This is a genomic window from Microbispora sp. H10670 (assembly GCF_014161385.1).
GTDB classification, from domain to species: domain Bacteria; phylum Actinomycetota; class Actinomycetes; order Streptosporangiales; family Streptosporangiaceae; genus Microbispora; species Microbispora triticiradicis.
Genome location: NZ_JABBWW010000004.1, coordinates 229,564 through 251,771 on the forward strand (window position 1 = coordinate 229,564; position 22,208 = coordinate 251,771).

At 67.5% G+C, this 22,208-nt stretch carries 18 protein-coding genes and 1 tRNA gene; 1 reads left to right on the forward strand and 18 read right to left on the reverse strand.

Annotated features, from left to right (window positions below):
• Positions 1-3 precede the first annotated feature (3 nt).
• The 17 genes from rpsJ to HHX33_RS08530 form a co-directional block, all read right to left on the reverse strand.
• Positions 4-312, reverse strand: coding sequence for a 30S ribosomal protein S10 (gene rpsJ / locus HHX33_RS08450; protein ID WP_012887830.1), 309 nt, complete (start codon positions 310-312; stop codon positions 4-6).
• Between the two features lie 244 nt (positions 313-556).
• Positions 557-1,750, reverse strand: coding sequence for an elongation factor Tu (gene tuf, locus HHX33_RS08455; RefSeq protein WP_036328531.1), 1,194 nt, complete (start codon positions 1,748-1,750; stop codon positions 557-559).
• 97 nt (positions 1,751-1,847) lie between these two features.
• The gene (gene fusA, locus HHX33_RS08460; RefSeq protein ID WP_220498784.1) at positions 1,848-3,896 is read right to left on the reverse strand and encodes an elongation factor G; all 2,049 of its coding nucleotides are present in this window, start codon (positions 3,894-3,896) and stop codon (positions 1,848-1,850) included.
• A gap of 84 nt (positions 3,897-3,980) precedes the next feature.
• The gene (gene rpsG, locus HHX33_RS08465; RefSeq protein WP_030508317.1) at positions 3,981-4,451 is read right to left on the reverse strand and encodes a 30S ribosomal protein S7; all 471 of its coding nucleotides are present in this window, start codon (positions 4,449-4,451) and stop codon (positions 3,981-3,983) included.
• 1 nt (position 4,452) lies between these two features.
• Positions 4,453-4,827 carry a 30S ribosomal protein S12 gene (rpsL, locus tag HHX33_RS08470; protein ID WP_030508316.1) on the reverse strand — a complete coding sequence of 125 codons (375 nt, stop codon included), beginning with the start codon at positions 4,825-4,827 and terminating at the stop codon, positions 4,453-4,455.
• Positions 4,828-5,395: 568 nt separating this feature from the next.
• On the reverse strand, positions 5,396-9,271 hold the full coding sequence (locus HHX33_RS08475) for a DNA-directed RNA polymerase subunit beta' (RefSeq protein ID WP_182874088.1): 3,876 nt from the start codon (positions 9,269-9,271) through the stop codon (positions 5,396-5,398).
• A 19-nt stretch (positions 9,272-9,290) separates the two neighbouring features.
• Complete coding sequence (gene rpoB, locus HHX33_RS08480; RefSeq protein WP_182874089.1) at positions 9,291-12,764, reverse strand: DNA-directed RNA polymerase subunit beta; 3,474 nt, start codon at positions 12,762-12,764, stop codon at positions 9,291-9,293.
• Between the two features lie 422 nt (positions 12,765-13,186).
• On the reverse strand, positions 13,187-13,693 hold the full coding sequence (locus HHX33_RS08485) for a hypothetical protein (RefSeq protein ID WP_310737948.1): 507 nt from the start codon (positions 13,691-13,693) through the stop codon (positions 13,187-13,189).
• Positions 13,690-14,178, reverse strand: a complete 489-nt coding sequence (locus HHX33_RS08490) for a hypothetical protein (RefSeq protein ID WP_111699916.1) — start codon at positions 14,176-14,178, stop codon at positions 13,690-13,692. The genes HHX33_RS08485 and HHX33_RS08490 overlap by 4 nt, the downstream gene beginning before the upstream one ends.
• A gap of 188 nt (positions 14,179-14,366) precedes the next feature.
• A complete protein-coding gene (gene rplL, locus HHX33_RS08495) occupies positions 14,367-14,762 on the reverse strand; it encodes a 50S ribosomal protein L7/L12 (RefSeq protein ID WP_111699917.1) in 396 nt (131 codons plus the stop codon).
• Between the two features lie 76 nt (positions 14,763-14,838).
• On the reverse strand, positions 14,839-15,363 hold the full coding sequence (rplJ, locus tag HHX33_RS08500) for a 50S ribosomal protein L10 (protein ID WP_111699918.1): 525 nt from the start codon (positions 15,361-15,363) through the stop codon (positions 14,839-14,841).
• Between the two features lie 211 nt (positions 15,364-15,574).
• A complete protein-coding gene (locus HHX33_RS08505; protein WP_182874090.1) occupies positions 15,575-16,414 on the reverse strand; it encodes an LppX_LprAFG lipoprotein in 840 nt (279 codons plus the stop codon).
• A gap of 201 nt (positions 16,415-16,615) precedes the next feature.
• Positions 16,616-17,329: a 50S ribosomal protein L1 gene (gene rplA, locus HHX33_RS08510; RefSeq protein ID WP_111699920.1), complete on the reverse strand. Its 714-nt coding sequence runs from the start codon at positions 17,327-17,329 to the stop codon at positions 16,616-16,618.
• Between the two features lie 204 nt (positions 17,330-17,533).
• Entirely contained in the window at positions 17,534-17,965 is a 432-nt protein-coding gene (gene rplK, locus HHX33_RS08515) for a 50S ribosomal protein L11 (RefSeq protein ID WP_182874091.1), read from the reverse strand.
• Between the two features lie 93 nt (positions 17,966-18,058).
• Positions 18,059-18,832: a transcription termination/antitermination protein NusG gene (gene nusG, locus HHX33_RS08520; RefSeq protein WP_111699922.1), complete on the reverse strand. Its 774-nt coding sequence runs from the start codon at positions 18,830-18,832 to the stop codon at positions 18,059-18,061.
• 56 nt (positions 18,833-18,888) lie between these two features.
• The gene (secE, locus tag HHX33_RS08525; protein WP_111699923.1) at positions 18,889-19,146 is read right to left on the reverse strand and encodes a preprotein translocase subunit SecE; all 258 of its coding nucleotides are present in this window, start codon (positions 19,144-19,146) and stop codon (positions 18,889-18,891) included.
• A gap of 76 nt (positions 19,147-19,222) precedes the next feature.
• Positions 19,223-19,295, reverse strand: a tRNA-Trp gene (locus tag HHX33_RS08530).
• A 234-nt stretch (positions 19,296-19,529) separates the two neighbouring features.
• On the opposite strand from HHX33_RS08530, the gene HHX33_RS08535 reads away from it, so the two are divergent.
• Positions 19,530-20,735: a pyridoxal phosphate-dependent aminotransferase gene (locus HHX33_RS08535; RefSeq protein ID WP_111699924.1), complete on the forward strand. Its 1,206-nt coding sequence runs from the start codon at positions 19,530-19,532 to the stop codon at positions 20,733-20,735.
• A 108-nt stretch (positions 20,736-20,843) separates the two neighbouring features.
• On the opposite strand, the gene HHX33_RS08540 is transcribed toward HHX33_RS08535, so the two are convergent.
• Positions 20,844-22,085 (reverse strand): ATP-binding protein, encoded by a 1,242-nt coding sequence (locus HHX33_RS08540; RefSeq protein WP_220501617.1) that lies wholly within the window; start codon positions 22,083-22,085, stop codon positions 20,844-20,846.
• Between the last annotated feature and the right edge of the window lie 123 nt (positions 22,086-22,208).

Below are 22,208 nucleotides of genomic sequence, written 5' to 3' on the forward strand. Positions count from 1 at the left end.
TCCTTAGAGCTTGATCGAGATGTCGACACCGGCGGGAAGGTCGAGACGCATGAGCGAGTCGACCGTCTTCGGCGTCGGGTCGATGATGTCAATCAGCCGCTTGTGCGTACGCATCTCAAAGTGCTCGCGGCTGTCCTTGTACTTGTGCGGCGACCGGATGACGCAGTACACGTTCTTCTCGGTCGGCAGCGGCACCGGGCCAGCGACCTTGGCGCCGGTCCGCGTCACCGTCTCGACGATCTTCTTGGCCGAGCTGTCGATGACCTCGTGGTCATACGCCTTGAGCCGGATGCGGATCTTCTGTCCCGCCATAATGGCCTCGGTGTCCTTCGCTGTCGTCCTATAAAGCTTCACGCGGCCTGGTGCCGCAGGTCGTTTCCACGCGACCGACGCCCCGGAATTTGTCCGGTGTTCCGTGATCTGGCAGTGGCTTCGGTCGAAGTGCGGCCGAAAGCACTGCGAGATCACGGTCTCGTCGTCCGTGGGGAGCCGTTTCCGGCCCCTCGTGGTGCGGCGGTCAGGCCCTCACGGGCCCGACCGCCACCCAGCGGTGCTACTACTTGATGATCTTCGTCACACGGCCGGCGCCGACGGTGCGGCCACCCTCGCGGATCGCGAACTTGAGGCCCTCCTCCATCGCGATCGGCTGGATGAGCTGGACGGTCATCTCGGTGTTGTCACCGGGCATGACCATCTCGGTGCCCTCCGGCAGGTTCACGACACCGGTCACGTCCGTGGTACGGAAGTAGAACTGCGGCCGGTAGTTGTTGAAGAACGGCGTGTGGCGGCCGCCCTCGTCCTTGGACAGGATGTAGACCTGCGCCTCGAACTCGGTGTGCGGGGTCGTCGTGCCCGGCTTGATGACACACTGGCCGCGCTCGACGTCCTCGCGCTTGATGCCACGGAGGAGCAGACCGACGTTGTCACCGGCCTGGCCCTCGTCGAGGAGCTTGCGGAACATCTCGACACCGGTGACGGTGGTCGTGGTGCTCTTCTCCTTGATGCCGATGATGTCGACGGTCTCGTTGACCTTGACGACACCGCGCTCGATACGACCGGTGACGACGGTGCCGCGACCGGTGATCGAGAACACGTCCTCGATCGGCATGAGGAACGGCTTGTCGGTGTCACGAACCGGCTCGGGGACGTTCTCGTCCACGGCGTTCATGAGCTCGATGATGGAGTCGCCCCACTTCTCGTCGCCCTCGAGGGCCTTGAGAGCGGACACGCGCACGACCGGCAGGTCGTCGCCCGGGAACTCCTGGGCGGACAGCAGCTCGCGGACCTCGAGCTCGACGAGCTCCAGGATCTCCTCGTCGTCGACCATGTCGGCCTTGTTGAGGGCCACGACGATGTAGGGAACGCCGACCTGGCGGGCCAGGAGGACGTGCTCCTTCGTCTGCGGCATCGGGCCGTCGGTCGCGGCGACCACCAGGATCGCGCCGTCCATCTGGGCGGCACCGGTGATCATGTTCTTCACGTAGTCGGCGTGACCGGGGCAGTCCACGTGGGCGTAGTGGCGCTTCTCGGTCTGGTACTCGACGTGCGCGATGGAGATGGTGATTCCGCGGGCCTTCTCCTCGGGCGCCTTGTCGATCTTGTCGAACGGGGTCGCCTCGTTGAGCTGCGGAAAACGGTCGTGAAGCACCTTGGTGATCGCCGCGGTCAGAGTGGTCTTGCCGTGGTCGATGTGCCCAATGGTGCCGATGTTCACGTGCGGCTTGTTCCGCTCGAACTTGGCCTTGGCCACTGGTCTGTCTCCTTAGAGATTCTGACTTGACTTGCGTCCTGCAACTCAGGCTGTGCGCGGCGGAGGGATCGCTCCCCCCGCCGTGCACCGAGCGGAACTATTCGCCCCGAGCCTTCGCGACGATCTCCTTGGCGATGCCCGGGGGCACCTCCGAGTAGGAGTCGAACTGCATGCTGTAGCTCGCCCGCCCCTGGGTGCGGCTGCGCAGGTCGCCCACGTAGCCGAACATCTCAGACAGCGGCACAAGCGCCTTGATGACACGGGCGCCGGACCGTTCGTCCATCGCCTGGATCTGTCCGCGACGACCGTTGAGGTCGCCGATGACGTCTCCCATGTAGTCCTCGGGCGTGGTGACCTCGACGGCCATCATCGGCTCGAGGAGTACAGCGTCCGCCTTGCGCGCGGCCTCCTTGAAGGCCATCGAGCCGGCAATCTTGAACGCCATTTCCGACGAGTCGACCTCGTGGAAGGCGCCGTCCTGGAGCGTGACCTTCACGCCGACCATCGGGTAGCCGGCGAGCACGCCGAACTCGGCCGCCTCCTGCGCGCCCGCGTCCACCGACGGGATGTACTCCCGCGGGATGCGGCCACCGGTGACCTTGTTCTCGAACTCGTAGCCGTCGTTGCCCTCGCCCAGCGGCTCCAGGTTGATGATCACGCGAGCGAATTGGCCGGAACCACCGGTCTGCTTCTTGTGCGTGTACTCGACCTTCTCCACCTTGCGGCGGATGGTCTCGCGGTAGGCGACCTGCGGGCGGCCGACGTTCGCCTCGACCTTGAACTCGCGGCGCATCCGGTCGACGAGGATCTCCAGGTGGAGCTCGCCCATACCCCAGATGACCGTCTGGCCGGTCTCCTCGTCCCGGCGGACCTGGAAGGACGGGTCCTCCTCGGCCAGCCGCTGGATCGCGGTGCCCAGCTTCTCCTGGTCGCCCTTGGTCTTGGGCTCGATCGCGACGTTGATGACCGGCGCGGGGAACGTCATCGACTCGAGGACGACCTGCTTGACCGGGTCCGACAGAGTGTCGCCGGTGGTGGTGTCCTTCAGGCCCATGACGGCCACGATCTGACCAGCGGTCGCGGACGGGCGCTCCTCGCGCTTGTTCGCGTGCATCTGGTAGATCTTGCCGATCCGCTCCTTCTTGCCCTTGACCGAGTTCACCACGGTGGTGCCGGTCTCGAGCGTTCCGGAGTAGACGCGGATGTAGGTGAGCTTGCCCAGGTGCGGGTCGCTCATGATCTTGAACGCCAGCGCCGCGAAGGGCTCGTTCGGGTCCGCGTGACGCTCGACGATCTCCTCCTCCTTGCCCACCGCGTGGCCCTTGAAGGCCGGGATGTCGGTGGGGGCGGGGAGGTAGGCGACGATCGCGTCGAGCAGGGGCTGCACGCCCTTGTTCTTGAACGCGGTGCCACACAGGACCGGGTTGATCGCGCCGGCGACCGTCGCCCGGCGGATGGCCGCGACGAGCTGCTCCTCGGTGGGCTCGACGCCCTCCAGGAAGAGCTCCATGAGCTCGTCGTCGTTCTCGGCGACCGTCTCGACCAGCTTGTCGCGCCACTCGCGGGCCGCGTCGGCGTGGTCGGCCGGGATGTCGACGGTGTCGTACATCTCGCCCTTGGCCGCCTCGGCGCTCCAGAGCAGGCCCTTCATCTTCACCAGGTCGATGACGCCCTTGAAGTCGGCCTCGACGCCCCAGGGAAGCTGGATGACCGCCGGGCTGGAGCCCAGCCGGCTGATCATCATGTCGACGCAGCGGTGGAACTCCGCACCGACCCGGTCCATCTTGTTCACGAAGCAGATGCGGGGCACACCGTAGCGGTCGGCCTGACGCCACACCGTCTCGGACTGCGGCTCCACGCCGGCGACGCCGTCGAACACCGCGACCGCGCCGTCGAGAACACGCAGCGACCGCTCGACCTCGATGGTGAAGTCCACGTGTCCGGGCGTGTCGATGATGTTGATCGTGTGATCAAGCCAGCTGCAGGTGGTCGCGGCGGAGGTGATGGTGATGCCGCGCTCCTGCTCCTGCTCCATCCAGTCCATGGTGGCAGCGCCCTCATGGACTTCACCGATCTTGTAGTTGATGCCGGTGTAGAACAGGATGCGCTCAGTCGTCGTGGTCTTGCCCGCGTCGATATGGGCCATGATCCCGATGTTGCGGACCCTGGCCAGGTCAAGAGCGGTCGTGGTGGCCACTTCTTCGCGTCCTTAACTCGTCGTCGGTGCTCACTACCAGCGGTAGTGGGCGAAGGCCTTGTTGGACTCGGCCATCTTGTGCGTGTCCTCGCGCCGCTTGACGCTGGCGCCGAGGCCGTTGCTCGCGTCGAGAAGCTCGTTCATGAGCCGCTCGGTCATGGTCTTCTCGCGGCGCGCCCGGGAGTACTGGACGAGCCACCGCAGGGCCAGCGTGGTGCTGCGCGAGGCCTTCACCTCGACGGGCACCTGGTAGGTGGCGCCACCGACGCGGCGGCTCTTCACCTCGAGCGTCGGCCGGACGTTGTCGAGAGCGCGCTTCAGGGTGACGACCGGGTCGTTGCCGGTCTTGTCCTTGCAGCCCTCGAGGGCGCCGTAGACGATCGACTGCGCGAGGGAGCGCTTGCCGTCCAGGAGAACCTTGTTGATGAGCGCGGTGACCAGCGGCGAGTTGTGCACCGGGTCAGCGACCAGCTGGCGGCGGCCAGGGGAACCCTTGCGCGGCATGTCAGCTCTTCTCCTTCTTCGCGCCGTAACGGCTGCGGGCCTGCTTGCGGTTGCGGACGGCCTGGGTGTCCAGCGAACCACGGATGATCTTGTAGCGAACACCCGGCAGGTCCTTCACACGACCACCACGCACGAGCACCATCGAGTGCTCCTGGAGGTTGTGACCCACCCCAGGGATGTAAGCCGTGACCTCGATGCCGTTGGTGAGCCGAACACGGGCCACCTTGCGCAGCGCCGAGTTGGGCTTCTTGGGGGTGGTCGTGTAAACGCGGGTGCAAACGCCGCGCCGCTGCGGGCTCCCCTTGAGGGCAGGAGTCTTGGTCTTGCTGACCTTGTCCTGCCGGCCCTTGCGGACCAACTGCTGAATGGTGGGCACCGCGTCTCCGTTTCGTGCCTAGCCGGTGATACGTCGTCCCGATCCTGGCGATGCCGCCCCTCACGGGTTTGCAGGTGCTGCCGGTGTCATGACCTGCGGATTTTTCATCCCCGCCGACCCACGCGCTCGGGCGTGTCGCGCTCTGCGCGCCCCACACCCGGACAGACCCGGTCGATCTGGAGGATTCACACGGCGCCCCCGCCCGCCTCCCACATGGGAGAACGGCTGTCAAGCGCACGCATGCGAGCCCACGAACCCATGGGCACGAAGGAAAAGACTACCCAGCGGTTCGCAAGTCGTCAAAACGACCGCCGCCGGATCGTCGGGTCCGTGTCATGGTTCCCGCCGCCTGCCGGGTGGCAGACAGCCAGAGGGCTCGGGAAGAGTGTACTCGCCCACCACCCCTCCCCTCGCCATTTCCGCCCTACCCCACACGGCTCCAACGGAAAACCCCGACCAAGCCGGAGGGGACGTGAGCGCCCCGACGAGCGAAGCGGGAAACACAGAACCGCCCGGAGAGCGGGTGCTCTCCGGGCGGTTCGGCGTTCGGGACTCAGCCGTCCGGGACTCAGCGGCCGTACTGGCCGAAGTCGTACTCCTCCAGCGGGACGGCCTCGCCGCTGCCGGAGCCGAAGGTGTAGTCCGCGGCGGAGCCGTCGTAGCCGCCGACCGTGTACATCGCGGCCTTGGCCTCCTCGGTGGGCTCCACCCGGATGTTGCGGTACTGGGGCATGCCCGTACCGGCCGGGATGAGCTTACCGATGATGACGTTCTCCTTGAGGCCGAGCAGCGAGTCCGACTTGGCGTGGATCGCCGCGTCGGTGAGGACTCGCGTCGTCTCCTGGAAGGACGCCGCCGACAGCCAGGACTCGGTGGCCAGCGAGGCCTTGGTGATGCCCATCAGGACCGGACGGCCGGAGGCCGGCTGGCCACCCTCCGCCACGGTCTGCCGGTTCATCGCCTCGAAGCGCGGCCGCTCGACCAGCTCGCCGGGCAGCAGCTCGGTGTCGCCCGACTCGAGCACGTTCACGCGCTTGAGCATCTGCCGGACGATGACCTCGATGTGCTTGTCGTGGATCGACACACCCTGCGAGCGGTAGACCTGCTGCACCTCGTCCACGAGGTGGAGCTGGACGGCCCGCGGGCCGAGGATCCGCAGGACCTCGTTCGGGTTGCGCGCACCGGCGATCAGCAGCTGACCGACGTCCACGCGCTGTCCCTCGGAGACCAGCAGCCGCGACCGCATCGAGACCGGGTACGCGATCTCCTCGGAGCCGTCGTCCGGAGTGATGACGATCTTGCGGGTCTTGTCGGTCTCGTCGATCCGCACCCGGCCCGCGACCTCGCTGATCGGGGCGACACCCTTGGGGATGCGCGCCTCGAAGAGCTCCTGGACACGCGGCAGACCATGGGTGATGTCCGCGCCCGCCACACCACCGGTGTGGAAGGTACGCATGGTCAGCTGGGTGCCGGGCTCACCGATCGACTGGGCCGCGATGATGCCGACGGCCTCGCCGACGTCCACGAGCTTGCCGGTGGCCAGCGAGCGGCCGTAGCAGGTCGCGCAGACACCGATCTTGGCCTCGCAGACCAGCGTGCTGCGGGTCCGGACCGTCTCGATGCCGGCGTTGACCAGCGCGGTGACGGTGTCGTCGTTGATGTCGACGCCCGCCGCGGCGACGAGCTTGCCGTCCACCTCGACGTCCTCGGCCAGGATGCGGCCGTGCACGTTGCTCTCGGCGTTCTCGGCCTTGACCAGGGCGCCCTGGGAGTCGCGCTCGCCCACGTGCAGCGGGACGGCGCGGTCGGTGCCGCAGTCGATCTCGCGCACGATGACGTCCTGGGCGACGTCGACGAGACGACGCGTCAGGTAGCCGGAGTCGGCGGTCCGCAGGGCGGTGTCCGCCAGACCCTTCCGCTGGCCGTGGGTCGAGATGAAGTACTCCAGCACCGACAGGCCCTCGCGGAAGGAGGACTTGATCGGCCGCGGGATCGTCTCGCCCTTGGTGTTGGACACCAGGCCGCGGATGCCGGCGATCTGCCGCACCTGCATGCGGTTGCCGCGGGCACCGGAGTTGACCATCATCCAGACCGGGTTGGTCGCCGGGAACGCGTTGACCATGTCGGTCTCGACGTCCGCCGTCGCGTGGGTCCAGATCTCGATGAGCTCCTGACGGCGCTCCTCGTCGGTGATCAGACCACGGTCGTACTCCCGCTGGACCTTGTCGGCGCGCCGCTCGTACGACTCCATGATGGCGGCCTTGTTCGGCGGCGCCACGACGTCCTCGATGGAGATCGTGACACCGGCGCGGGTCGCCCAGTGGAAGCCGGCGTCCTTGAGCGCGTCGAGCGCGTTGGCCACGTCCACCTTCGGGTACCGCTCGGCCAGCTCGTTGACGATCGCCGAGAGCTGCTTCTTGCCGACCTGGTAGTTCACGAAGGGGTAGTTGGCGGGCAGCGTCTGGTTGAACAGGCACCGGCCCAGCGTGGTCTCCAGCCGGATCGCGTCACCGGCCTCCCAGCCCTCCGGGGCCTCCCAGCCGCGCGGCGGCGGGACGTCCTTGAGCCGCACCTGGATCTTGGCCTGGATGTCCAGCTCGTGCCGGTCGTGGGCCATGAGGGCCTCCGACACGGTGGTGAACACCCGGCCCTCGCCCTGGCCGCCCTCCTTCTCGGTGGTCAGCCAGTACAGACCGATGACCATGTCCTGGGTGGGCATCGTCACCGGCTTGCCGTCCGCCGGCTTGAGGATGTTGTTGGTGGACAGCATCAGGATCCGCGCCTCGGCCTGGGCCTCGGCCGACAGCGGCAGGTGCACCGCCATCTGGTCGCCGTCGAAGTCCGCGTTGAACGCGGTGCAGACGAGCGGGTGGATCTGGATGGCCTTGCCCTCGACCAGCTGCGGCTCGAAGGCCTGGATGCCCAGGCGGTGCAGTGTGGGCGCGCGGTTGAGCAGCACCGGGTGCTCGGTGATGACCTCTTCCAGCACGTCCCACACGACCGGCTTGGACCGCTCGACCATCCGCTTGGCGGACTTGATGTTCTGCGCGTGGTTGAGATCGACCAGGCGCTTCATCACGAACGGCTTGAACAGCTCCAGCGCCATCTGCTTGGGCAGGCCGCACTGGTGCAGCCTGAGCTGCGGGCCGACGACGATGACCGAACGGCCGGAGTAGTCGACGCGCTTGCCGAGCAGGTTCTGCCGGAAACGGCCCTGCTTGCCCTTCAGCATGTCGCTCAGGGACTTCAGCGGGCGGTTGCCGGGGCCGGTGACCGGACGGCCGCGGCGGCCGTTGTCGAACAGGGCGTCGACGGCCTCCTGGAGCATCCGCTTCTCGTTGTTCACGATGATCTCGGGCGCGCCGAGGTCGAGCAGACGCTTGAGCCGGTTGTTCCGGTTGATGACCCGGCGGTACAGGTCGTTCAGGTCCGAGGTGGCGAAGCGGCCACCGTCGAGCTGGACCATCGGCCGCAGGTCCGGCGGGATCACCGGGATGCAGTCGAGGACCATGCCGCTCGGGGAGTTGCGGGTGTTGAGGAACGCCGCGACGACCTTGAGCCGCTTGAGTGCGCGGGCCTTCTTCTGGCCCTTGCCGCTGCGGATGGTCTCCCGCAGGTTCTCCGCCTCGGCCTCCAGGTCGAAGCCGCCCAGCCGCTCCTGGATGGCCTGGGCGCCCATGCCGCCGCGGAAGTAGCGGCCGAACCGGTCGCGCATCTCGCGGTAGAGCAGCTCGTCGCCCTCCAGGTCCTGGACCTTGAGGTTCTTGAAGCGGCTCCAGACCTCCTCCAGCCGGTCCAGCTCGCGCTGGGCCCGGTCACGGAGCTGGCGCATCTCACGGTCGGCGCCCTCGCGCACCTTGCGGCGGGCGTCGCCCTTGGCGCCGGAGGCCTCCAACTCGGCCAGGTCGGCCTCGAGCTTCTTCTGGCGGGCCTCGATGTCGGCGTCACGGCGCTGCTCGACGTGCTGCCGCTCGACGGAGATCTTCGCCTCCAGCGACGGCAGGTCGCGGTCACGCATCTCGTTGTCGACATGCGTGATCATGTAGGCCGCGAAGTAGATGACCTTCTCCAGGTCCTTCGGGGCCAGGTCGAGCAGGTAACCGAGGCGCGACGGGACGCCCTTGAAGTACCAGATGTGGGTGACCGGGGCGGCCAGCTCGATGTGGCCCATCCGCTCACGGCGCACCTTGGCGCGCGTGACCTCGACGCCACAGCGCTCACAGATGATGCCCTTGAAGCGGACGCGCTTGTACTTACCGCAGTAGCACTCCCAGTCCCGGGTCGGACCGAAGATCTTCTCGCAGAAGAGCCCGTCCTTTTCCGGCTTGAGGGTGCGGTAGTTGATGGTCTCCGGCTTCTTCACCTCGCCGTGCGACCACTGCCTGATGTCGTCGGCGGTCGCGAGGCCGATGCGCAGCTCGTCGAAGAAGTTGACGTCGAGCACTAGATAATCCCCTTTTGAATCAGACCTCGTCGACGGTCATCGCGCCCTCGTGGGGACGCCGGGACAGGTCGATGCCAAGCTCTTCTGCCGCGCGGAAGACATCCTCGTCGGTGTCCCTCATCTCGATCGACATGCCGTCGCTCGAAAGGACCTCGACGTTCAGGCAGAGCGACTGCATCTCCTTGATGAGAACCTTGAAGGACTCGGGAATGCCCGCCTCTGGGATGTTCTCGCCCTTGACGATGGCCTCGTAGACCTTCACCCGGCCCAGGACGTCGTCGGACTTGATCGTCAGCAGCTCCTGCAGGGCGTACGCCGCGCCGTAGGCCTCGAGGGCCCACACCTCCATCTCGCCGAAGCGCTGGCCGCCGAACTGCGCCTTACCACCCAGCGGCTGCTGGGTGATCATCGAGTACGGGCCGGTCGAGCGAGCGTGGATCTTGTCGTCGACCAGGTGCAGCAGCTTGAGGATGTAGATGTAGCCGACCGAGATCGGGTGCGGGAACGGCTCGCCGGAGCGGCCGTCGAACAGCCGGGCCTTGCCGTTCTCCCCCACCATGCGGGAGCCGTCCCGGTTGAGCAGTGTGCTGTCGAGCAGGCCGACGATCTCCTCCTCGTGGGCGCCGTCGAAGACCGGCGTGGCGACCTTGGTCCAGGGCTCGACCCTGTCCATCTCCTTCTCACGCAGGCGCTCGGCCCAGGCCTCCTCGATGCCGCTGACGTCCCATCCGCGGGCGGCGATCCACCCGAGATGGGTCTCCAGCACCTGGCCGACGTTCATCCGGCCGGGCACGCCCAGCGGGTTGAGGACGATGTCGACAGGGGTGCCGTCCTCCAGGAACGGCATGTCCTCCACCGGAAGGATCTTGGAGATGACACCCTTGTTGCCGTGGCGGCCGGCGAGCTTGTCGCCGTCGGTGATCTTGCGCTTCTGCGCCACGTACACGCGGACCAGCTCGTTCACGCCCGGAGGAAGCTCGTCGCCCTCCTCGCGGCTGAACACCCGGACGCCGATGACCTTGCCGGACTCGCCGTGCGGCACCTTCAGGGAGGTGTCGCGGACCTCGCGGGCCTTCTCACCGAAGATCGCGCGAAGCAGGCGCTCCTCGGGGGTCAGCTCCGTCTCACCCTTGGGGGTGACCTTCCCGACGAGGATGTCGCCGGTCACCACCTCGGCGCCGATGCGGATGATGCCCCGCTCGTCGAGGTCGGCAAGCGCGTCCTCGGAGGCGTTGGGGATGTCCCGCGTGATCTCCTCGGGGCCCAGCTTGGTGTCGCGGGCGTCGACCTCGTGCTCCTCGATGTGGATCGAGGAGAGCACGTCGTCCTGCACCAGGCGCTGGGACAGGATGATCGCGTCCTCGTAGTTGTGGCCCTCCCACGGCATGAACGCCACGAGCAGGTTCTTGCCGAGCGCCATCTCGCCGTTGTCGGTGCACGGACCGTCCGCGATGACCTGGCCCTGCTCGACCCGGTCGCCCTCGGCCACGATCGGCTTCTGGTTGAAGCAGGTGCCCTGGTTCGACCGCTTGAACTTCGCGACCCGGTACGTCGTACGGGTGCCGTCGTCGTTCATCACGGTGACGTAGTCGGCGGAGACCTCCTCGACCACACCGGCCTTCTCGGCGCTGATGACGTCACCGGCGTCGGTGGCGGCGCGGTACTCCATGCCGGTGCCGACCAGCGGGGCCTCGCTCTTCAGCAGGGGCACCGACTGGCGCTGCATGTTCGAGCCCATGAGCGCGCGGTTGGCGTCGTCGTGCTCGAGGAACGGGATCATGGCGGTCGCGACCGACACCATCTGGCGCGGCGAGACGTCCATGTAGTCCACCTCGGACGGGTGGACGGCCTCGAACTCGCCGCCCTTGCGGCGGGCGAGCACCCGGGACTCGGCGAAGCTGCCGTCGGCGTTCAGGACCGTGTTGGCCTGGGCGACGACGTGCCGGTCCTCCTCGTCGGCGGTGAGGTAGTCGATCTCGTAGGTGACGCGGCCGTCCACCACCCGGCGGTACGGCGTCTCGACGAAGCCGAACGAGTTGACCCGCCCGAAGGACGACAGCGAGCCGATCAGACCGATGTTCGGGCCTTCCGGCGTCTCGATCGGGCACATGCGGCCGTAGTGCGAGGGGTGCACGTCGCGGACCTCGAAGCCGGCCCGCTCACGGGACAGACCACCGGGACCGAGGGCCGACAGACGCCGCTTGTGCGTCAGGCCGGCCAGCGGGTTGGTCTGGTCCATGAACTGCGACAGCTGGGAGGTGCCGAAGAACTCCTTGATCGACGCCACGACCGGGCGGATGTTGATCAGGGTCTGCGGCGTGATCGCCTCGACGTCCTGGGTCGTCATGCGCTCGCGGACGACGCGCTCCATGCGGGCCAGGCCCAGCCGGACCTGGTTCTGGATGAGCTCGCCCACCGTGCGCAGACGGCGGTTGCCGAAGTGGTCGATGTCGTCGGTCTCGACGACGACCGACCCGTTCTCGCCCATCGTCTCCTCGCCGGCGTGCAGCCGGACGATGTACTCGATGGTCGCGACGATGTCCTCGTCGGTCAGCGTGCCCTGGGTGATGTCGGAGCCGACGCCCAGCTTCTTGTTGATCTTGTAGCGGCCGACCTTGGCGAGGTCGTAGCGCTTGTGGTTGAAGTACAGGTTCTCCAGCAGCGCCTGCGCCGACTCCTTGGTCGGCGGCTCGCCCGGCCGCAGCTTCCGGTAGATGTCGAGCAGCGCGTCGTCCTGGCCGGAGGTGTGGTCCTTCTCCAGGGTGGCCCGCATCGACTCGTACTGGCCGAAACGCTCCAGAATCTGGTCGCTGGTCCAGCCCAGCGCCTTCAGCAGCACGGTGACCGGCTGCTTGCGCTTGCGGTCGATGCGCACGCCGACGCTGTCCCGCTTGTCGATCTCGAACTCGAGCCACGCGCCGCGCGACGGGATCACCCGGCAGCCGAACAGGTCCTTGTCGGAGGTCTTGTCGACAGAGCGGTCGAAGTAGACACCCGGCGACCGGACGAGCTGCGAGACCACCACGCGCTCGGTGCCGTTGATGATGAAGGTGCCCTTCGAGGTCATGAGCGGGAAGTCGCCCATGAACACCGTCTGGCTCTTGATCTCACCTGTGGTGTTATTGATGAACTCCGCCGTGACGAACATCGGGGCGGAGTAGGTCATGTCCTTGTCTTTGCACTCATCTACGGAGTACTTGGGTGGCTCGAACCTGTGATCCCGGAACGACAGGGACATGGTTCCGGAGAAGTCCTCGATCGGACTGATCTCCTCGAAGATCTCTTCGAGACCTGATTGGGCCGGAACGTCCTTGCGCCCGGCCTGGCGAGCCGCCTCGACCCGGCCCTTCCATCTCTCGTTCCCGAGCAACCAGTCGAACGACTCGGTCTGCAGGGCGAGAAGGTCGGGTACTTCGAGCGGCTCCTCGATTCGTGCGAATGACACGGTACGGGGACCGGCGGGTACGGCGGAGGCGTTGCGCGAGGCTGCCAACAGATGTCCTTCCGAGGGCTCGCGGACTGACTACACGCACGCCAGACGACCAAGATCAGAGGTTACTCAGAGAAGCGGTCGTCAAAGGGCAGCGCAAAGGGGCAGTGTAGCCGATCGGCATACACCTGTCCACTCCGCTCTCGCTCTGCGCTCCACGTTGCTGGCAGCATCACCCGTCCGCGCCGAAACGTCAAGCCCGAGAGCCGACATTTCGCCTAACCGACAGGGGTCACGCTGGGTTTTCCCGCCCTCGGGACCATAGCGAACGCCGGGGATCCAGTCCCTACCCGGGACCGGAGACGGGTAACGCTCAGTCACGCGAACGGCCCAACGCTGACCGTGGGTCTACGCTGCCGTGCCCTTGAATACCCATCTACAACCCTGGCTCAAACGCCTTCTTTGCTAACAATTTAGCCACGCGCTCAGGGGGCGGGCGTGTCCCCCAGAAGGGTGGACAGCCGGGAGGCCCGCCAGCCGTCGCCCTGCGTCACCATCACCAGACGCGCCCTGCCCTGGCTGACCTGCTGCTTCGGCTCTTCCTCGCCCCCGCCGGACCGTGTCGTGACCATGTTCACGAACAGCAGCACGCGGACCTCGTCGGGCGTCGCCGACTCCACGCCCGCGGCCGCCACGACGGTCTGCTGGACCGTCCGCCGCTCCCGCGCCTCCGGGCCCAGCGTCGCCGCGAGCGTGCGGTAGTGCTCGGCCAGCTCCCCGGTCGCGTGGCCGCCCGCCCGCGCCATGTCCCGGTCGATCGTACGGTAGTCGTACGACAGCATGTCGGGGGCGTACGACCGGGCGGCCGCGAGGGCCTCGCGGGCGGCCGTGTCGGCGGCCTGGAGACGGCGCAGGTCCAGCAGCAGCCACACGGCGGCGACGGCCAGCCCCACGGCGGCGAGCGCCGGCAGCGCCCGAAGCAGGCGCCTCACTGCACCAGCTCCGCCCGGGAGACCAGCCACAGACCCGACGCCTTGGTCACGTCCATCCGCCAGCGGAAGAAGCGCTCCTCCGGCGCGGCCTTCCTGCCGTCCTCCCAGTGGATCACCGCGTCGGCGACGACCAGGACCTGCGCCGTACGCCGGTCCCCGGCGATGGAGGCGAGCGCGGAGGCCCGCAGGACGCCCGTCTGGACGGCCTTGTTCTTCAGCGTGGCGGACCTCAGGGCCGCCTGACCCGCGGCGTAGCGCGCCCTCTCCGTGCCGGTGGAGGTGGCCAGCGCGCGTTTGATGTCGTCGTCGATGCGGTGGTGGTCGATCGTCATGAGGCTCACGGCGTGCGCCATGGCGGCCCGGACCGCCATCTGCCGGTCCTGCACGGCCGCCTCGGCCTCCGTACGGGCCCCGGCGAGGCGCTGGACCACCAGGGCCAGCACGACCGCGACGAGGACGAGCCCGACGGTCAGCGCGCGCCGCATCCCCGTCCACCTCCCCCAGCACCCGACCGTCTCGGCCTGATCACGTCGCGCCGGATCCTACGTCCCGACCATAGATCAACGGGCCCGCCCTGCCCATAGGGTCTGGATTCCGTAGGGGTCCGGGCACGCGAAAGGGGCGGTCCCATCCGGCACCTGGATGGACCCGCCCCTTCGGTGAAGCGTGAGAACTACTTGACCGTGACGGTCGCGCCGGCGCCCTCCAGGGCGGCCTTCGCCTTCTCGGCCTGCTCCTTGTTGACCTTGCCGTCGAAGACGGGCTTCGGAGCGCCGTCCACGAGGTCCTTGGCCTCCTTGAGGCCCAGGCTCGTCAGGGCCCGGATCTCCTTGATGACCTGGATCTTCTTGTCGCCGGCGGCCTCGAGGATGACGTCGAACTCGTCCTGCTCCTCGGCCTCCTCGGCGGCGGCACCGGCGCCACCGGCGGCCGGGGCGGCGGCGACGGCGACCGGGGCGGCGGCCTTGACGTCGAAGGTCTCCTCGAAGACCTTCACGAAGTCGGACAGCTCAAGGAGAGTCATCTCCTTGAAGGTCTCGAGCAGCTCGTCGGTGCTGAGCTTCGCCATGATGTTCCTCCAGTGGATCTAGCAGAAAACGTGTAAGGGGACCGCGGTGCGCGCTTCCCCCGCCCGCTGCGCGGACCTACTCGCCGGCCTCTTCGCGCTTGGCGCGCAGAGCCTCGGCCAGTCGAGCCATGGTGGTGGGCAGCGCGGCGAAGGTGGCGGCAGCCTGGGACTGCTTGGCCTTCAGCGCACCGGCCAGCTTCGCGAGGAGCACCTCACGGGACTCAAGGTCGGCAAGCTTGGTGATCTCGTCGGGGGTCATCGACTTGCCGTCGACGACGCCACCCTTGATCACCAGGAGGGGGTTGGCCTTGGCGAAGTCACGCAGCCCCTTGGCCGCCTCCACCACGTCGCCCTTGACGAACGCGATGGCGGTCGGGCCCTGGAACAGGTCGTCCAGAGCGGTGATCCCGGCGTTGTTGGCCGCGATCTTGGTCAGCGTGTTCTTCGCCACGGCGAACTTCGCATTCCCACCGAGAGAAACACGCAGCTGCTTGAGCTGCGCGACGGTGAGACCGCGGTATTCGGTCAGAACGGCGGCGCTGGATCCCTCGAACTCGCTCTTGAGCTCGGAGATCGCGACGCTCTTCTCCGCCTTCGCCATGGGCCTCCTTCCAGATGTGCCGCCGGCGGAAGGCCCTCGGAAAACAGACAAGCCCCGGCGCAGGCGCACGGGGCTTGGGCGGACATCACACGTCCTCAAGCGTCTCCACACCTACGCGGGCCGTCCACTCACGTGGATCCTTCAGTCATCGGGCTGCACGCCCGGTGACGACCGGCGGTCTTCGGCAGGAGACAGACTACGTTGTCAACCGTCAGGACGGCAAATCGGCGGTGGCGCGCTGCGGCAGCTCGCCCACCTGGTCGGCCGCCGGCGCCTTGATGGAGACCGGCTCGTTGAACGACTTGAACATCGCCGTGGCCTTGAACGCGCCGGCGTCCGGCTTGCCGCCGTTCAGCTCGACCTTCCGCGGCAGGCCCTGGGCGTCGATCCACGCGTCGAACTTGACGTCCTTGGCGCCGGCCAGCTCGCCGCGCAGCTGCGAGCGCTGGTCGTCGGACAGCTGCTTGACCGCCTCGTCCACCGGGAACGTGCCCGCGTAGTGGGTCGTGTCCACCCCGCCGACCTGCTCGCTGCCCACCGACTTGACGTCCTTGGACGCCGTGAGCAGCGCGGTGCTGGTCTTCAGGTCGAACTGCCGGGCCTGGGCGAGGTACTGGTCGACGTCCACGCCCGCCTGCGAGCCGAGCTGCTTCAGGTCGAGCCTGATCCACGGCTTGGTGGCGCCCAGCAGGTTCTTGAGCATGTCGACCTTGACGTACGCCACTTCGCCGTCGACGATGACCCGCACGCCGCCGGGCAGGTTCTGGCCGTTGAACGACACCTGGCTCAGGTTGATGTCCGTGGCGACCTGCGGGCTCTTCTGGTAGAGCATCGTGCCCTGCACGACCCCCGCCTGGGCACCCTTGGCGTCGGTGACGTTGACCACGAGATCCGCGGCGTACGTGTTGACGTCGTCGGCCTTCTGCGCGCTCTGCTGCAGGACCTCGGACGCCGAGAGCGTGACGTTCTCGAGAGACGGAGTCGCGGTCGTCCCGCATCCCGCGACCGTGATCGCGGCAACCGCCCCCGCGGCCACTAGTAGTCGTCGCATTTTTCCATCCCTTTCTGGGTTCCCCCTTTACCTGCCCTTGACCCTATTCGCCTAACGCCCTCCGTGCGTCGCGCCTGTCGCAACCCTCATGACATGTGCACAAAACCTCCACATGCGCATGGACAGACAGAAGCCCCCGCCCGATGTCTCGGGCGGGGGCTTCCGTCAGGCTCGGCGGCCTGTCCGGCCGTCGTGGAACGGTCAGGCGTCGATCTCGGCGGTCATCGCCCGCGTCACGTTCGGGTCGACCGGGATGCCGGGGCCCATGGACGTGGTGAAGGTGACCTTCTTGAGGTAGCGGCCCTTGGCGGCCGACGGCTTGAGACGAAGCACCTCGTCCAGCGCGGCGGCGTAGTTCTCCACCAGCTGGCGGTCGTCGAAGGACGCCTTGCCGATGATGAAGTGCAGGTTCGCGTGCCGGTCGACGCGGAACTCGATCTTGCCGCCCTTGATGTCCGTCACGGCCTTGGCCACGGCGGGCGTCACGGTGCCGGTCTTGGGGTTCGGCATGAGGCCACGGGGGCCGAGCACGCGGCCCAGGCGGCCGACCTTGCCCATCATGTCCGGCGTCGCGACGACGGCGTCGAAGTCCAGACGGCCCTTCGACACCTCGTCGATCAGCTCGTCGGAGCCGACGATGTCGGCGCCCGCCGCGCGGGCCTCCTCGGCACGGTCACCGGTCGCGAAGACCAGGACCCGGGCGGTCTTGCCGGTGCCGTGCGGGAGGTTGACGGTGCCGCGGACCATCTGGTCGGCCTTGCGCGGGTCGACGCCCAGCCGCAGGGCCACCTCGACGGTGGCGTCGAACTTCGTGGTCGCGGTCTTCTTGGCCAGCCGCACACCGTCCAGCGGGGCGTACAGGGCCGCGCGGTCGACCTCGGCCGCCGCGTTCTTCCAGCTCTTGCTGCGCTTCACTTCATACTCCTAAGGAGATCGTGGTCCGGGCCGCGCATCGGCCCTCCCACAGCGTTTGATTGCCTCGCCTCCGGCGAGGCGGCTCGGGGCGCCCGCAGTCTCGGTCGTGCTGGAGGCACGCGATAGGCGCTTCCCTCGGTGCGTGCTCGCTCGTTCCTCGCTCCGCGCGCTCCTCAGTCCAGACGCGGCCGCGCCCCTCGCGGGCTACTCGGCGATGGTGATGCCCATGGAGCGGGCGGTGCCGGCGATGATCTTCTCGGCGGCCTCGACGTCGTTGGCGTTGAGGTCCTGCATCTTGGTCTCGGCGATCTGGCGAAGCTGCTCGCGGGTCAGCTTGCCCACCTTGTCCTTGTGCGGGTTCGCGCTGCCCTTCTGCAGACCGGCGGCCTTCTTGATCAGCTCGGGCGCCGGCGGCGTCTTCGTGATGAAGGTGAAGCTGCGGTCTTCGAAGATGGTGATCTCAACGGGGATGATGTTGCCCCGCTGGGACTCCGTCGCCGCGTTGTACTGCTTGACGAAGTCCATGATGTTGACGCCGTGCGGACCGAGCGCGGTACCGACCGGCGGCGCGGGGGTGGCCTGGCCAGCGGGAAGCTGGACCTTCACCAGGGCCGCGACTTTCTTCTTTGGAGGCATTAGTCCTTCTCCGGGTCCTTGGTCCTACAAAAGCCTCACGGCACGCCGGAACACGGCGTGCGTGAGGACGGCTATCGAGTCTACGCGAGCCGGTCAGATCTTCGAGACCTGGTTGAACGACAGCTCAACCGGGGTCTCCCGGCCGAAGATGGAGACGAGGACCTTGAGCTTCTGCGACTCGGCACTGATCTCGCTCACCGTGGCCGGAAGCGTGGCGAACGGCCCGTCCATGACGGTGACCGACTCGCCGACCTCGAAGTCGACGGTCGCGGTGGTCGTCTTGGCCGCGGCCTTCTTGACTTCCTCGGACGGCTCCGGGGCGAGCAGCTTGGCGACCTCGTCGAGGTTCAGCGGGCTCGGCTTGTTGGACAGCCCGACGAAGCCGGTCACACCGGGCGTGTTGCGCACGGCGGCCCAGGACTCGTCGGACAGCTCCATCCGGACCAGCACGTAACCGGGAAGCACCCGCTCCTTGATCGGAGTCTTCTTGCCGCCCTTGAACTCGGTGATCGTGTGGGTCGGCACCTCGACCTGGAAGATGAAGTCCTCCATGTTGAGGGACCCGATACGGCTCTCGATGTTCTGCTTCACGCGGTTCTCGTAACCGGCGTAGGAGTGGATGACGTACCACTCGCCGAACTGACCGCGAAGCTGGCGCTTGAACTCCTCGACCGGGTCGACATCGGGGAGGACGTCGCCGTCCTCGTCGACCTGTGCGGCGGCCTCGGCCGAGTCTTCGCCGCCGTCACCGCCGTCAGAGTCGGCGGCCGTGGTCTCCTCGACCTCTTCTACGGCCTCGTCCTGCTCGGTGCCCCACTCGTCATGCTCGTCATGGGAGCGGTCGGCCGGCATCGGGGACTCGGACACGGGACTCTTCCTTCTTCGCTTGGTGTCGTGGACGTGCTACGACGTCTCGGGCCGGATCAGGATCCGCCGAAGACCCACAGCACAGCCTTACCCAGCACGGTGTCGATCCCGAAAACGAGCGCAACCATAATCACGACGAAGACCAGGACGACCACCGTGTAAGAGATCAGCTCAGTGCGCCTCGGCCAGATGACCTTACGCAACTCGGCGACGACCTGCCGGTAGAACAGAGCGGGCGAGGTACGCCTTGCCTTCTTCTCGCCGGTTGGCTTACCGGGCTTTCCAGCGGTCTCGCCGCGGGTGTCGATCGCCACAGTCCTCACCTGATCCGTCGTGTCCGTCGCAGCTTGCGGCGCGCTTTCACGCCATTGTTGCGCGGACCGCACTCCGCAGGGCACGAGGGACTCGAACCCCCAACCGCCGGTTTTGGAGACCGGTGCGCTACCAATTGCGCTAGTGCCCTAGGCCGTGCACCACGATACCCGAGAAACGCGTTGACGCATCCGTCCGTTGCTCACGTGGCCCACTAGTCGGTGAAGTGTACGCGGGAATCACCACTCCGTCGAACCAGAACGCTCGCACGCCGTCCGGAGACGCCCCGGCAGCGCTCCGGTTCGGACCCAAAGTTACCGTGCGGACCCGCCCGCGGGCCGGATATGGATGCGAAACCGCGCGGCGCGTCTGGAACGATGGAGGCATGACCCGACCTCGCATCTCCGCACGCATATCCGCGATCTCCGAGTCCGCGACTCTGGCCGTGGACGCCAAGGCCAAGGCGATGAAGGCGGCCGGTCGGCCGGTCATCGGCTTCGGCGCCGGCGAGCCCGATTTCCCCACTCCCGGCTACATCGTCGAGGCGGCCGTCGAGGCGTGCCGGAACCCCAGGTTCCACAAGTACACGCCCGCCGGGGGCCTGCCCGAGCTCCGGCAGGCGATCGCCGACAAGACACTGCGTGACAGCGGGTTCCGGGTCGAGGCCGCCCAGGTCCTGGTGACGAACGGCGGCAAGCAGGCGGTCTACGAGGCGTTCGCCACCCTGCTCGACCCCGGTGACGAGGTGCTGGTCGTGGCGCCGTACTGGACGACGTACCCGGAGGCGATCAAGCTCGCGGGCGGCGTCCAGGTCGACGTGGTCACCGACGAGACGACCGGCTACCTCGCCTCGGTCGAACAGTTCGAGGAGAAGCTGACCGACCGCACGAAGGCGCTGCTGTTCGTGTCGCCGTCCAACCCGACGGGGGCCGTCTACTCCCCCGCCCAGGTCGAGGAGATCGGCCGCTGGGCGCTGGACAAGGGCCTGTGGGTCGTCACCGACGAGATCTACGAGCACCTGGTCTACGGCGGGACGGAGTTCTCCAGCATCGCCACCGCCGTGCCGGAGCTGCGCGACCGGGTCGTCGTGCTGAACGGCGTGGCCAAGACGTACGCGATGACCGGCTGGCGGGTGGGCTGGCTGATCGGCCCGTCCGACGTGGTCAAGGCGGCCACCAACCTGCAGTCCCACGCCACCTCGAACGTCTCCAACGTCGCGCAGGCCGCCGCGCTCGCCGCGGTCTCCGGCGACCTGTCGGCCGTCGCCGAGATGCGCACGGCCTTCGACCGGCGCCGCCAGACGATGGTCCGGATGCTCAACGAGATCCCCGGCGTGGTCTGCCCCGAGCCGTTCGGCGCGTTCTACGCGTACCCGTCGGTGAAGGCGCTGCTCGGCAAGGAGATCCGCGGCAGGCGCCCGGCGTCGTCGGCCGAGCTGGCCGAGCTCATCCTGGAGGAGGCCGAGGTCGCGCTGGTGCCCGGTGAGGCCTTCGGCACCCCGGGCTACTTCCGTCTCTCCTACGCCCTGGGCGACGACGACCTGGCCGAGGGCGTCAGCCGGCTGGCCAAGCTCCTGTCCGAGGCGCACTAGCACTTCGCCCACCCGGCACGAAGGCCCGGCCCCCACGCGGGACCGGGCCTTCGCCATGCCTGCGACAAGGTGAAACGACGGGTTGCGGCCGAACCGCCGTGGCCGCGTTCAGGACCAGAGGACGCAGATGGGCGCCGCGACGATTCTCTCGTCCAGTTCGATGACACGCGGACCGGTGTGCAGCACGACACCGGCCACGAAGCGATCGCCCAGTTCGTCCCGCAACCACCGCAGGTGCTTCGCGTCGTCGTGCCGCGGAGTGGCGGCGGCCTTCACCTCGATCCCGATCACTCGTCCCATGCCGAGCTCCAGGATGATGTCGACCTCGTGCCGTCCCTGGTCCTGCCGCAGATGGTAGATGCGGGGCCGGCTGTCGCAGACCGGCGCCTCCGCGCGCAGTTGCTGAACCACGAAGGTGTCGAGCAACCGGCCGAGCAGATCGCCGTCGCGGAGGATCGCTCGTTCGTCCACCCGCAGCAGGGCCGCGACCAGTGCAGGGTCGACGAGATAGCGCTTGGACCCGCGGATCAACCGCTTCAGGCGATTGCTGAACCAGGCGGGAACCTTGTCGGCGACCAGGAGATCGCGGAGGAGGCGCTCATACGCCTCTCCCGTACGGGCGTTCACGGCGGCCGCGTCATAGAGCGTCTTGTCCGTGACCACACCGGCGGTGTTCAGAGCCAGCGCCTCCATGTACGCCCGGAGACGGACCGGGTCGCGCCGTCCGTCGAGTGTCTCGATGTCCCGCGTCAAGGTCTGCTCGATGTAGCTGTCCAGCCACCGGGCCCGCACCGAAGGCGGCATCCACTGAGCCTCGGGGAAGCCGCTGCGCAACGCCAGATCCACATAGTCGGCCAGATCGGGCGGCTGCGCCGGTGTGGCGAGTTCCCGCACCCGTCCCTGCGCGAGCAGATCGGCGAAAGCGGGTCTCCTCGTGTTGCGCTCAAGCTCCTTGACCGCGAGTCCCATCATGTCGATGCGGACCACCCGTCCCGTGCCGGGCCAGGTCCGGCCGCCGAAGTCGGACCATACGGAGCCTGTGAGGATGAATCGGCCCGGGCGGTGGTCGCCGTCCACCGCACGCTTCACCGCTCCGAGCACGTCCGGCACGATCTGCCACTCGTCCAGCAGGACCGGCTCCGCAAGCCGTCCCAGGGCCGCATCCGGATCGGCGAGGAAGGCGGCGTTCTCCCTGTCCCGGTCGAGCCGCACCACGGTTTCGACGTGCCGGACGGCCGTGGTGGTCTTGCCCGTGGCCCGCGGGCCGACCAGCATGATCGCGGGTAGCGTCCGAAAGAGTTCATCGATGATCGGATCCACCATGCGCGGGATGTAGGAATCACGGCTCACGCAGGCACGTTACCAATTTGACCCAGTGCTGAGTACCAATCTCCCCCGGCTCTGAGTACAAATTCGACCCACGTCATGGTGCGACGACGACCCAGTCGGGGGTGGGCCACGCCTCCGGTTCGG

Coding starts and splice junctions, on each gene's coding strand:
- rpsJ (WP_012887830.1), bottom strand. CDS start 312: ATGGCGGGACAGAAGATCCGCATCCGGCTCAAGGCGTATGACCACGAG.
- fusA (WP_220498784.1), bottom strand. CDS start 3,896: ATGGCCCATATCGACGCGGGCAAGACCACGACGACTGAGCGCATCCTG.
- rpsG (WP_030508317.1), bottom strand. CDS start 4,451: ATGCCGCGCAAGGGTTCCCCTGGCCGCCGCCAGCTGGTCGCTGACCCG.
- HHX33_RS08490 (WP_111699916.1), bottom strand. CDS start 14,178: ATGCGGCGCGCGCTGACCGTCGGGCTCGTCCTCGTCGCGGTCGTGCTG.
- rplL (WP_111699917.1), bottom strand. CDS start 14,762: ATGGCGAAGCTCAGCACCGACGAGCTGCTCGAGACCTTCAAGGAGATG.
- rplJ (WP_111699918.1), bottom strand. CDS start 15,363: ATGGCGAAGGCGGAGAAGAGCGTCGCGATCTCCGAGCTCAAGAGCGAG.
- HHX33_RS08505 (WP_182874090.1), bottom strand. CDS start 16,414: ATGCGACGACTACTAGTGGCCGCGGGGGCGGTTGCCGCGATCACGGTC.
- rplK (WP_182874091.1), bottom strand. CDS start 17,965: ATGCCTCCAAAGAAGAAAGTCGCGGCCCTGGTGAAGGTCCAGCTTCCC.
- HHX33_RS08535 (WP_111699924.1), top strand. CDS start 19,530: ATGACCCGACCTCGCATCTCCGCACGCATATCCGCGATCTCCGAGTCC.